Annotated in this window: 12 protein-coding genes; 6 read left to right on the forward strand and 6 right to left on the reverse strand. The window is 61.5% G+C overall.

Going from position 1 to position 11,001, the window contains the following annotated elements; genetic code table 11:
* From AC1DSN_RS12180 to AC1DSN_RS12195, 4 genes are all read left to right on the forward strand, one after another.
* On the forward strand, positions 1-351 hold a 351-nt coding region (locus tag AC1DSN_RS12180; RefSeq protein WP_477330876.1), incomplete at its 5' end, for a type IV secretory system conjugative DNA transfer family protein.
* The gene (locus AC1DSN_RS12185; protein ID WP_477297945.1) at positions 348-1,196 is read left to right on the forward strand and encodes a hypothetical protein; all 849 of its coding nucleotides are present in this window, start codon (positions 348-350) and stop codon (positions 1,194-1,196) included. The genes AC1DSN_RS12180 and AC1DSN_RS12185, both read left to right, overlap by 4 nt.
* Before the next feature lie 9 nt (positions 1,197-1,205).
* Positions 1,206-3,572, forward strand: coding sequence for a phospholipase effector Tle1 domain-containing protein (locus tag AC1DSN_RS12190; RefSeq protein ID WP_477330878.1), 2,367 nt, complete (start codon positions 1,206-1,208; stop codon positions 3,570-3,572).
* A 77-nt stretch (positions 3,573-3,649) separates the two neighbouring features.
* On the forward strand, positions 3,650-4,183 hold the full coding sequence (locus tag AC1DSN_RS12195; RefSeq protein ID WP_477298174.1) for a hypothetical protein: 534 nt from the start codon (positions 3,650-3,652) through the stop codon (positions 4,181-4,183).
* Positions 4,184-4,348: 165 nt separating this feature from the next.
* Here AC1DSN_RS12195 and AC1DSN_RS12200 read toward each other — a convergent pair whose 3' ends face one another.
* The 3 genes from AC1DSN_RS12200 to AC1DSN_RS12210 all read right to left on the reverse strand — a co-directional run bounded on the left by AC1DSN_RS12200 (position 4,349) and on the right by AC1DSN_RS12210 (position 6,016).
* Complete coding sequence (locus tag AC1DSN_RS12200) at positions 4,349-4,711, reverse strand: hypothetical protein (protein ID WP_477298176.1); 363 nt, start codon at positions 4,709-4,711, stop codon at positions 4,349-4,351.
* A gap of 194 nt (positions 4,712-4,905) precedes the next feature.
* The gene (locus tag AC1DSN_RS12205) at positions 4,906-5,235 is read right to left on the reverse strand and encodes a hypothetical protein (protein WP_477298178.1); all 330 of its coding nucleotides are present in this window, start codon (positions 5,233-5,235) and stop codon (positions 4,906-4,908) included.
* A gap of 112 nt (positions 5,236-5,347) precedes the next feature.
* Complete coding sequence (locus AC1DSN_RS12210) at positions 5,348-6,016, reverse strand: glutathione S-transferase family protein (protein WP_477330880.1); 669 nt, start codon at positions 6,014-6,016, stop codon at positions 5,348-5,350.
* 107 nt (positions 6,017-6,123) lie between these two features.
* Here AC1DSN_RS12210 and AC1DSN_RS12215 point away from each other — a divergent pair, with 107 nt between their 5' ends.
* Complete coding sequence (locus AC1DSN_RS12215; RefSeq protein ID WP_063570517.1) at positions 6,124-6,432, forward strand: DUF3247 family protein; 309 nt, start codon at positions 6,124-6,126, stop codon at positions 6,430-6,432.
* A 102-nt stretch (positions 6,433-6,534) separates the two neighbouring features.
* Here the strand turns inward: AC1DSN_RS12215 and AC1DSN_RS12220 are convergent, their stop codons facing one another.
* Positions 6,535-7,836, reverse strand: coding sequence for a thioredoxin family protein (locus tag AC1DSN_RS12220; protein WP_477330883.1), 1,302 nt, complete (start codon positions 7,834-7,836; stop codon positions 6,535-6,537).
* Positions 7,837-7,896: 60 nt separating this feature from the next.
* Positions 7,897-9,156, reverse strand: a complete 1,260-nt coding sequence (locus AC1DSN_RS12225; protein ID WP_063570519.1) for an MFS transporter — start codon at positions 9,154-9,156, stop codon at positions 7,897-7,899.
* 97 nt (positions 9,157-9,253) lie between these two features.
* Between AC1DSN_RS12225 and AC1DSN_RS12230 the strand changes: the two genes are divergently transcribed.
* Positions 9,254-9,967: a hypothetical protein gene (locus AC1DSN_RS12230; protein ID WP_063570520.1), complete on the forward strand. Its 714-nt coding sequence runs from the start codon at positions 9,254-9,256 to the stop codon at positions 9,965-9,967.
* A gap of 174 nt (positions 9,968-10,141) precedes the next feature.
* Here the strand turns inward: AC1DSN_RS12230 and AC1DSN_RS12235 are convergent.
* Positions 10,142-11,001, reverse strand: an 860-nt coding sequence (locus tag AC1DSN_RS12235) for a ferritin-like domain-containing protein (protein ID WP_477330885.1), incomplete at its 5' end; no start/stop codon positions are given.

The raw sequence follows: 11,001 nt of genomic DNA on the forward strand, positions 1-11,001 counted from the left end.
GAACATAGGAACACCAGTCGAGGCAACGGCTCTCACCAGGTGTCGACCAGCCACAGCGAAGAGCGCCGCGCCTTGCTGTTGCCACAGGAGATCAAGGAGTTGCCGGCCGACGAGGAGTTGATCTTCTACGAGGGGTGCAAACCGATACGAGCCAGGAAGAACTGGTTCTTCAAGGACAAGATGTTCAAGGAGCGTGCGGGTGTTCCGCCCGTGGCCGTTCGACGCAAGACGCAGGCGCAACCGCAACCGCAAGCGCAACCGCAATCGCAATCGATGGCTCTGACGACATCGGGCGGGCCGAAATCGACGGATCCATTCACTGAGTCGCCGAAGCGAGCTCGCGCCGCATGATCGGACCGACGCGAGCGACCGTGGCAAATGACGGGTTCGATGAGGACGAAGGCGTGCGCCCTTCGTCGCTACAGGTCGTACATCGGCTAACCGCTGCAGATCGGCCCTACGACCTCCAGCTGTTACGCGATGTCGAGATAGTCAATGCGCAGACGCGTCGTGAACTCGGTCCGTTGCCGGCGGGCGGCGTTCCGTTGGGGGTCAAACGGAGGCCCGAATTAGCCATTGCGCCACCGAATGCTGAAACGAATGGCGACGATATAAGGGAGGAAGAAACAATGGATATGAAATATCTGGCCATGGCAGCTGCCATGACGGTGACGAGCGGGTGTCATTCAGGAATCAAGTCGTGGCACATGAAGTCGAAGGTCGAAAATGGGGTGCTGAAAATCCCGTTCTACGACCACAGCTTCGGCGCCAGGTGTTTCGACACGCTGAGGTGTCGCGTGCTCTACGGCAACGCCTACATTGTGAATAGCGGATCGCCGAGCGGCTCATTCACTGAGCGCGATCGAAACAATCTTTCGGGTGGCTGGGGGAACCTCGAGTTTCCTTCAGTTGCTCGCGTTGTATGGACGTCGAAGGACGGCACGAATCATGACGAGAAGATCGATCTCGGCGAGATATTTCGCTCTCGAACGGTTCGCTATGCGCCTGATCTGGACGTCAACGACGTAAACCTCCGCGTGCCTCCCGGCGCTCCAGATATCGTTCTGGTGGTTGAGGGCCGCTCTATACATGTCTACATGAAAGCATGGATCTACCTACTTCACCCCATCGATCCTACAAACAGGTTCAGCAACCTTCGAACCGATCCGATCGTGGCGTATTCACACACATTTTAACTAGAGTACATGGACGTGGTGGAAAAGCATAAGCGCGACATTCGTGGTCGTCTGCAAGATGCCGTGAGAACGGACCCAGTGATGGCAGCTGATCGAAAGCTGTACGCAAAGGCGGCTCAGGAAGTTGGAGGTCTGTCCGTTCCGCACATGTTTAGCTCGTCTGACCCTCGCTCACGTCTATACATTGCAAACTTCGATGGTACGGGAAACGACCTTTGGGCGGACCCGGAGCATGCGACGAACATCGGCAAGCTGCATCTTCAGCTACGACACGTGGGCGGTGTCGATCCTCGGTTGCATGCGGAGTACATCAAAGGCGCCGGCACGCAGGAGGATATTCTCGCCAGGACGCTCGACGGAGCCACGGGGGCATCCTACGAAGAGCGAATTGAATGGATGTACTTTAAATTTTGTGAGCGCGCCCACGAGTGGCTAAAGGCGGATCCGAACGCTGATATCAGACTGATGGCTACCGGTTTCAGTCGCGGTGCAGAGCAGGCCGCCGGATTCCTGCGCAAAGTTCAGGAGATGGGTATCCAGAACCCTGAGGGAAGAGAGGTCATCCACCAGGCGTTCGGCCCCGATATCGTCAAGTGGAACCTTGCGCCCCTGCGTGCGCCTGGCCGGATCGCTATGGGCGAAATCCTCTTCGATCCCGTCGGGACAGGTGTGCCGAACAACTATGATCGGCAGCCCACTAGCTCCACGGTAACGGGAATACAAATTACTGCCCGTGACGAGCGTCGCAATGCGTTTCCATCCACCCAGATTATCCGGCCTGGTCGCTCGGCGGACGGTCGGTTCGTCGGCGTCACCGTACCCGGCGCTCACTCGGATATCGGTGGCAGTTACCATCGTGACGGCCTTTCGATTCTTACCTTCAACATCGTGGCCGACTACCTGAACGCGCTTAGCGATAAGCCGTTAGTACATAGAATGTTGGTGCCAACCGATCCCGAGATGTTCCAGATCCATCGGTCCGAAGATCATTTGCTCATCTATAGCACTTCGGAATTCAGTGACTATGGCTACCGCGACATCATGGGCTCGCAGGCGTCGCCGCCGCACTGTAACGACAAGCGTAAGATCATTCTCTGCGCGCCGCCCGATCCGCTCGACCCCAATATTGGTTCGCAGATCGGCCCCCGATATCTCGTGGGCGTCCATGGCCCCGATGCCATCCGTGAGCTCAGCGATCCGACGCATCCCGATCACGGCATGTATCGCTCGGCCAGCGTGCAGCTTATGGAGTTACATGCTCGCGCAGGCATTGGCCTTAATCGTGGTCAGGTCGACCAGCTGACCGCAGGCCTCGTCATCGAGGCCAAGCGCAGTGACATGACGGCCATCGAGGATGTCCGGTTCGGTAAGGAATTCAGCCCGGAGCGACCGACACTCCAGGCGTATGAGGTTTTCGGTGATGACATCAACAATCCTCGATCCAGGACGGCGAGCATCGATGCGCTGAAAGCTCTCGAGGTTCCGCTCGAGGCTTCAAATAAGCAGTTGCACATGCTCAATATCGAGAGGGAGGCGGTTGTCGGTCGAGAGCAGGAAGCGCCCCTGTCGAGAGAAAAATCCTTCGCGCTCGAACCTTCGGCTTCCGCGCCGGTACAGCCCGCGCCTGTCGTGAGGCCCTCGCAGGCTACCGCCTTCGAGCAAGCTGACGACAACGCCATCCGCACGCTCCAGAAGAACCTCAACACGCTCGGTATCCGCGACATGGCAGGCGAGCCGCTGACCACCCACGGCGTTTACGACGTGGCGACTCAGACAGCCGTGGCGAGGTTCCAGTCGAGTCATGCGCTGCCGGTAACGGGGCAGGCCGACGACGCGACTTGCAACAGGATTCAGGGGCAAGCTTTTATTGCAGAGTTGCAGCAGCCGGGTCAGGTCAGGATGCACACCGAGGCTCGTGTATCCCAGATCGCGACGCCTTCGCCCGCCATGGCCGCGTACGAGTCACCGATGCAAGACACCGTGTCGCGGGCATCCGTGCCGGCAATGTTGGCTCAGCCCTCCCGCAGCGACCCACGCAATCCGAACAGCGCCGATCACGCGCTCTACAATAAATTGCAGAGTTGTCTCCCGGATGCAGCCGAAGAGCGCCTGATGCAGTTCACCGCTGCGTGCCACCGGCACCGGATCAACGCTGGCAACCTCAGCGGTCTGCATATGGACTACGACAGCATGACGTTGACCATCGGCTCGCATGGTTTGACGGCGACGCCCGCCGTGGTCGACATGAGCACTCCCCCGCCAGAGTCCGAGCAGTCGATCAGGCAGATTCAACAATTCGATCAGCAGATGGATCAGATCGCGCAGCAGAGTCAGGAGCGGAGTGCGCAGATGGCGCAGCAAGGGCCGGTGATGTGACGTTCTGCAAGGGCATCGCCGATGAATCGGCTCCCACAGTTCGACAGTGTGTATTTACAGGATCAAGGAAAGTAACCATGTCAGATAGGCGCATCACAACGACACTCCTGTTTCCGGCGCTCGCCCTATTTTGCGCAGTCGCTCAATCAACACCTTTACTGTCGGCCGCGGCAGATCTGCCGGGCACTGCGGCGACCGACATGAAGGGACTATCGAAGGCCGACACCAAGAAATACGCGGCATCGCATTTCATAGGCTTTTACACCGTCAACGGCAGCACCGCGGGGGATGTCTGTCGGGCTGAAGGTATCGATCTGACGGCATACGTGCGTGCTTTTCAGTTTAAGCACAGGACGGAACTGGCTCAGGCGAACAGGATTATGAGCGCGTCCGGCATCTCGACGGAGAAGATGGCCGCGGTAGCCGATGGTAAGCAACCGGAACTCGAAGCCACGGTTCGTCGGACAATGCTCGATCTCGCGGTAGCACTTGGAGGGAAGACGGTCGCCGACGGCTGCGCTTATGTTGCTGCGCACGTGGTTGACGCCGTCTCTGCTCAGTCCTTCGCGGAGCAGAATCCCGAGGTCGAAGAAGTCCTCATGTCTGAATAGACGTAAATACTCAAGCCGTAGTCGGTAAGGCCAGGCTTCGGCTCCAGTAAGGCAGGCCGGGATCGCTCCTGGCCTTGCCTCAATTCAGCCCCAGCCGATCAATCGTTGCCGCGAAGCGCTTGGCCGATCAGAGGCAGGCGATGTGAACGACGTAGGCAGGATCCGTCAGCCCCGGATCTGGACGGTCGTCTCTGCCGAGACCTTGTCTCCGAAGCCCCCGCCGTTCTGAACCCACCGCGCCTTGACATAGCGAGGCCCGGTGCCCAGGCCGCGAAGCTTCTCGGCAGGCACAGGCACGTCCACGGAGTTGACCTTCGTCGAGCCACCGAGGAGGGCTTTGCGCGCAGTGACTACCGCAGTGCCCAAGACCTCGTTGCCGAACCCGCCAAGGATCTGCACTGTGTCGCCCTCGTGGAACCCAGACCACGGGCCTACCGTGAAAGTGGCGCTTCTGGCGTTGGCTGCGAGTTCGCCGTTCGGAAGGGTCGGTGGCGGCAATGCCTCGCGCGAAGAATTGATGTAGCTCATGGTTTGCACTCCCTGCAATGCGACGTGCCATACACGCCGTCGCTTCAATCTATTCGCGTCAGGTGCTCGCGCACATAGGCAATGCGTTGTAAGTGCGCCTACCGCAATTCGGCAAGCTGCAAGCCATGCCATTCAACAAGCAAAAGAAAGGCCGGGATCGCTCCCGGCCTCTACTTCTCAACGATGCTTAGCGCTCAGTCGTCGCTGCGCAACGCATGACGAATCAGGAGAAACGTCCCGATAGCCGCGGCGGCGATACCGATGGTGACGCCCGGATTACGACGCACCTGCTTACGCAGACGACGGTACTGATACGTCGCTTCATCGGCGAGATCTTCGGCCAGGTAGCGAACCTTCTGGCTGCTGCCGCTGTTGCGCTTGGCGAACTTGTTGGTGACGCGACGGGTGCGCTCGAGCAGGTCGCTGCCTGCGCCGGTCGCCTCATCCGCGTAGTGGCGAACGCGGCCGGAGACGCCGTTGACGGCGCTTTCGACCTGCTGCGCGAACTCACGATTTCTGCTCATTGGATGGCTCCCTCTCAAGCGTTGCTGACGGGAACCGACTTTGCGGCCCGGGTCGTGAGGGTCGTGTAAACAGGCAAGTGCCCGATTGAACAGGGATTCAGGCTCGTCGTTATCACGCGAAATCGTACTTGCCGCCCTTGGTGAGCGCCGCCTGGTAGGCCGGGCGCGCGTGGATGCGCTCAAGGAAGGCGTGCAGCTTCGGCCGCGATGCGTCGAGACCGCCCCGGCTGGCCGCGGCCTCCAAGGGGAAGCTCATCTGAATATCGGCCGCTGTGAACTCATTGCCCGCGAACCACTCGGACTTGCCGATTTCGCTCTCGAGGTAGTCCAGGTGCAGCTTGAGCTGGGGGTCGACGAAGGCCTTCTGCGCGCCCTTGGCGAGCATCCGGGCGACCGGCTTGGCAAAGAACGGCACCGGCGCCGTCTCCATGCGGACGAAGACCAGCTTGAGCAGCAAGGGCGGCATCGCCGAACCCTCTGCGTAGTGCAGGAAGTAGATGAAGCGCAGCCAGTCGGAGCTGCCGACGGCAGGCTTCAGGCGGCCCCGTCCGTAGCGCTCGAGGAGGTATTCGACGATGGCGCCCGACTCGGCCAGCGTCACCTCGCCATCCTGGAGGATGGGCGACTTGCCGAGGGGGTGGATGGCGCGTAGCTCCTTGGGCGCCAACATCGTCTTGGCGTCTCGCTGGTAGCGCACGATCTCGTACGGCAGGCCGAGTTCCTCCAGCAGCCACAGGACGCGCTGGGAGCGCGAGTTGTTCAGGTGATGGACGGTGATCATGGCTGGCCCGCGCGTGGAAGAGGGCGCAGCGTAGCAGTGCGCCCCGTGCACATTCCATCGACGGCCGGAGAGTAGCGTCAGTGGTCTGCCATCACGAGGACACTGCCATGGGCCGCGAAGCCGACACGATTCATACCGACAAGGGCACGATCGGGCGACTGCAGGCGTTGATCCACGAGCTGCGCGATAACGCGAAGGTCCTCATCCATCTGCAGGATGGTTCGACGATCCAGGGCATCGTCGCTGTCGTGCCCACCACGCAGACCTTCGTCGATGCCGATGGCACCGAGGGGATCAACGGTGTGGTGAAGCTGATCGACAACGATCGGCCGGAGTGGTCTGCGACGGTGTCGTTGGACACCATTGCGCGTGTGGAGCACCTTGATTCCGTGGTTTACGGTACGTCGCAGACGTGATGCGCTGCATGCCGTTGTAGGAGCCGATTCATCGGCGATAAGGATTGCTACGTAGCTGGGCCTTTTCGCCGATGAATCGGCTCCTACAAGAGCGGTGTCTGCTTACGTTGCGGGCAAGGTTTCCTGTAGTTTCTTCGCTTGCTCCGGGAACGCGGTGCCTTGCGCGGCCACCGTCGCGGCGACGAGCTTGCGTGCTTCCGCATCGCGGTTCAGCGCGTGCAATGCCTTCACCCGATACGTTGCAACGCTGATCGTGTTGGCACCGTAAGCCTTCTTCGCTGCTGTCTCGAGGTATGGCAAGCCTTGTGCGAACTTGCCGTTCTCGACGAGACGACGCCCGTAACGATAGTTGTACACGTAGTCATTCGGATAGGCGGCGATCAGCTGCTTCTCCAGTGTGTCGAGTTCATCGCCAGCTTTCGCCCGGACAAGATAGACGCGAAGGTTGTCGGCGAGGTTGCGATCGCTCTTGAGGTCGCCGCGTAACTTCTCGCGGCTAAGGTCGATCGCCCTGCGCAGTACCGCTTGCTCGCCCGTCGTGTCGCCGATGGCAGCGTCGAGGTCGGCGGCAGTCAGGACGGCGCTGCGCTGGTCGGCACAGGTGGGCGAGGCGACGAAGATCTGTGTCGCCAGGTAGTCGTCGAAGGCGGGTTTCTGGGGAGAGAGCGAGGCCTGCCGTGTCGCCGGCGGTTGCGCAGCGGTCGCGGCAATCAGGTCATCGAGCACATAGGGACGATCGCAGCCGATATTTCCGGCGAGCACCTTGGTCGCTGCCGCGGCGATGGCCGTATCGTTCTTGTTGGCCTTGCCTTCGAGCAGCAACAGCTGCTGCTTGGCCAGCGCGACGCGCTTGTCCTGATCGGAAACGTTACGAACCATGGCTGGCAAGGTATCGAACCAGGCCATGCCTTCCTTGCCCTGGTAACGCTGCTGGTAGGTGTCGAGCACCTCGGCCACGGATGCGAGCGATCCCTTCACCGCTTCGTCTTTCTGGTGCGAGAGGCGTGCGTCACCGGAGAGGAGTGCCGCGATCTGCGGGTAGAACTTTTCACGAGGTTGCTCGGCGAGGATGCGTCCGAGCTCTTCGCCGTCCGGACCGATGGCGACATAGGTCGGTAGGAAATGGACGTTGAGCTTGTTCATCCATGCCTTGTCGGCCGGCTTATCGGCATCGGCCTCGTAGAAAACGATCTTCTTGCCGAGATCGTCCCATTCCTTGCCGTTGAGGACATGGCTGGCCATGTAGTAACACGAGTAACACCAGACCGCCTGGAAATCGACCAGCACCGGCTTGTGCTCGCGCTTGCCCTGGGCAAGTGCGGCATCGAGGCTGGCAGGACCCTCGTGCGCGGCATAGGCCGGCGCGACAAGGGTGAGAAGGGCGGCGGCGAGCAGGCGCTTCATCGTGGACATCCCCTTTGGCGGTATAGACGTCCACTCTATTAGCACGTTTTTGGCGCCGTGTCAGATGGTGCCGCTGGCCCCTTCGATGGGCTCGGGGTCTGACACCAGGCCCTGGCGGCGTCGCAGCGATGGGAACCACCAGGTCCACAGGCCGACCACGACCAGGGTGCCGATGCCCCCGATCAGGGTGGCATTTACTGCACCGAGTGCGGCGGCAAGTATGCCGGACTCGAATTCGCCCAGCTGGTTGGAGGTGTTGATGAAGATGGCGTTGACCGCGCTGACCCGCCCGCGCATGTCGTCAGGCGTCTCCAGCTGCACCAGTGCGCCACGAATGACCATGCTGACCATGTCGAAGGCGCCCAGGGCGAACAGCGCGACCAGCGACAGCCAGAGCGTGGACGAGAGGGCGAAAACGATGGTGGCGACCCCGAAGCCCGCCACGGAGGCAAACATGATCGGCCCCACTCGCCGCGTCAGGCTGTTGTGCGCCAGCCACACGGACATCAGCAGTGCGCCGACCGCGGGCGCGGCGCGAAGCAGGCCGAGGCCCCACGGACCGGTATGCAGGATGTCTTTGGCGAAGATCGGCAGGAGCGCCGTGGCGCCGCCGAGCAGCACCGCGAAGAGGTCCAGGGAGATAACCCCGAAGACAGCCGGGCGATGCCGTATGAAATGCACGCCAGCGAACAGGGTCTTCAGCGTGGCCGGCTCGCGACGGGGTGGTTGGTGGTCGTACGACAGTCGCGACATCAAGGTGAAAGCGACGAGGTAGAGCACGGCCGAGACCGAGTAGACGGTGCCGGGGCCGGCGACATACAGCAGGCCGCCCAGGGCGGGGCCGGCGATCATCGCCGCCTGGCCCGCTGAGGCCGTTGAGGCCATGGCACGGGGAAGCACGGACGCAGGTACCAGCGCCGGGAGCATCGACTGCAGGGCGGGAAACTCGAACGCCTTGCCGACACCGATCACGAACACCAGGGCGAGGATTCCCAACTCGTTGATGTGCCCCGTGAGACTGAAAATAGCGAGCAGGGCGATCGCCAGCCATTCGATGGACTGGCAGATCGTGACGATGCGGCGCCGGTCGAACTGGTCGGCGAGATGGCCGGCCGGCAGGGCCAGCAGCACTGAGGGCACGAACTGGACCAGGCCGATGAGGCCGAGGTCGAGGGCACGATGGGTGATCTCGTAGATCTGCCAGCCGACCGCGACCGACATCATCTGGAAACCGAAACTGGAGGCGTTCTTGGCGAACCAGAAGTGCAGGAAGGCGCGGTGGCGAAGGAGGGATACCGCTTCGGGGGACGACGAAGACATGGGTGGTCCTTGGGGAGTCGGGGGATTCTACGCCCGCCTTGCCAGCAGCCGCGCCAAAGGGCGAAGCTAGGGGTTCGTTCTCCGGGATGCCATCGCCATGCGCCGTTTCGCTCCGCTCGCCGTTCTCCTTGCCACCGCCACGATGGCCGCCTGTTCGCAGCAGTCCGAGCCCCAGGCCGCACAGCAGGCACCGGCGAACAACCAGGCCGACGAAGCGGCGAAGAAGCTCGAGACCTACCAACAGCTGTTGAAGCTGCATAACGACGGCCCCGCCGTGCAGCTCGGCCACGAGATCGTCGACAAGTACCCGGATACGCCCGCAGCCGCCGAGGTGAAGAAGACGCTCGACAACCTCGAAACCAACTACAAGGCCACTAGCGAGAAGGCGCGCCTGACAGCCCTGTGGCTCTACCAGACCTCACCCATGGAGGGTGGTACGCAGAGCACGGCGACGATCCAGTCCAGCAGCCCGACGGGGGAGGCATCGGTACGGCTGATCCTGCGCCGGCATACGGCCTGGGGCCAGAACGCGTTCCTCTACGCCACGGCGGGGAAGGGTTTCGTCTGCAAGGGCGATTGCACGCTGAAGGCGACCTTCGACGGCAAACCGAAGACCTTGAAGGCCTTCCGCCCACCCACGGGCGAGCCGGCGCTGCTATTCCGCAACGACGCACAGTTCATCAAGGACATGGCGAAGACCAAGCGGATCACCATCGACGTGGTGACCGTCGGTCGTGGTGAGACGACGCTGACGTTTGAGACCGGTGGTTTTGACGGGGACAAGTGGGCGCCGCTTCCGAAGAAGAAGTGACGCCTGCGCGAGCGCCCGATCGCCGATGAATCGGCTCCCACATGGCAAGTGCGCCATCGCCGATGAATCGGCTCCTACATGGCAAGTGCGCCATCGCCGATGAATCGGCTCCTACATGGCAAGTGCGCCATCGCCGATGCGATGGCGCCCACCTTGTGCATCGCTGAGCTGGCTTCAGTGTAGGAACAGCTTCTCGGTGATTCGCGTGAGCGGCCACTCGAGCATGGTGTTGAGTCGGGCCGGCAGGTCGAGGGGCCGCAGGAGCATCTTTACCGTCATCTCGGCGGGGAGGTGCTTCTTGAGCAGACCTTCCGCACGACCCGCGACCCGGCGGAACTCGGCGTCGTCATGTGCCTTGTCGGGATGGCGAACGTTGAAGACGTGACGCAGCGCGATGTCGCTGTCTTCGTTCTTGATCTCGCTCAGGCGCTTGAGCAAGGTGCGCAAGGTGCTGAATCGACCGATCCTGTCGCGCTCGCGATAGATGCGGAAGTGCTGGTAGAAGTTCTTGTAATGACGGACTTCATCGCTCTTGATGTAGTTCGTCAGTTCGCGCAATACCGGTTCGTCGGTAACTTCGTTGAGTGCACGATACAGGCTCGCCGTTCCCGTCTCGACGACGCAACGCGCGGCCAGTTCCAGGCCACGGTTGGGCTCGAGCTCGTCGGGCGTGCAGACCGAACCGTAGTGCGCGAAGAAGCTTTGGAAACCGGTTTCCCAGTCGAACTCCGGCCACACGTGGCGCACATAAGCCGCCAGCGCGCGGCCGTGCTGCATTTCCTCATGCTCCCAGTGGTCACGGAGCCACGCTTGCAGCGTCTCGTCGCCGGCGAAGTGGTCGACCAGGAGATGCGTGTACAGGTCCGAGCCGCTCTCGACGAACGAGGAGCTGCACAGCAGCAGGAACAGGTCTTCGTTATGCCTGACCTTCTCGATGTCGATCCGCGAGAGGTCCAGTTTTTCGAGCGTCCATGGCAAAGTGGCGGCGTAGCTCACTCGTTTTCCCCGATCGCTTTGTCTTATCGCCCCGAGGG

This window comes from Luteibacter sp. P4_D7_3 (assembly GCF_056401735.1).

Coding starts and splice junctions, on each gene's coding strand:
- AC1DSN_RS12190 (WP_477330878.1), top strand. CDS start 1,206: ATGGACGTGGTGGAAAAGCATAAGCGCGACATTCGTGGTCGTCTGCAA.
- AC1DSN_RS12230 (WP_063570520.1), top strand. CDS start 9,254: ATGCGCCGTTTCGCTCCGCTCGCCGTTCTCCTTGCCACCGCCACGATG.
- AC1DSN_RS12205 (WP_477298178.1), bottom strand. CDS start 5,235: ATGAGCAGAAATCGTGAGTTCGCGCAGCAGGTCGAAAGCGCCGTCAAC.
- AC1DSN_RS12215 (WP_063570517.1), top strand. CDS start 6,124: ATGGGCCGCGAAGCCGACACGATTCATACCGACAAGGGCACGATCGGG.
- AC1DSN_RS12195 (WP_477298174.1), top strand. CDS start 3,650: ATGTCAGATAGGCGCATCACAACGACACTCCTGTTTCCGGCGCTCGCC.
- AC1DSN_RS12200 (WP_477298176.1), bottom strand. CDS start 4,711: ATGAGCTACATCAATTCTTCGCGCGAGGCATTGCCGCCACCGACCCTT.
- AC1DSN_RS12210 (WP_477330880.1), bottom strand. CDS start 6,016: ATGATCACCGTCCATCACCTGAACAACTCGCGCTCCCAGCGCGTCCTG.
- AC1DSN_RS12225 (WP_063570519.1), bottom strand. CDS start 9,156: ATGTCTTCGTCGTCCCCCGAAGCGGTATCCCTCCTTCGCCACCGCGCC.
- AC1DSN_RS12220 (WP_477330883.1), bottom strand. CDS start 7,836: ATGAAGCGCCTGCTCGCCGCCGCCCTTCTCACCCTTGTCGCGCCGGCC.
- AC1DSN_RS12185 (WP_477297945.1), top strand. CDS start 348: ATGATCGGACCGACGCGAGCGACCGTGGCAAATGACGGGTTCGATGAG.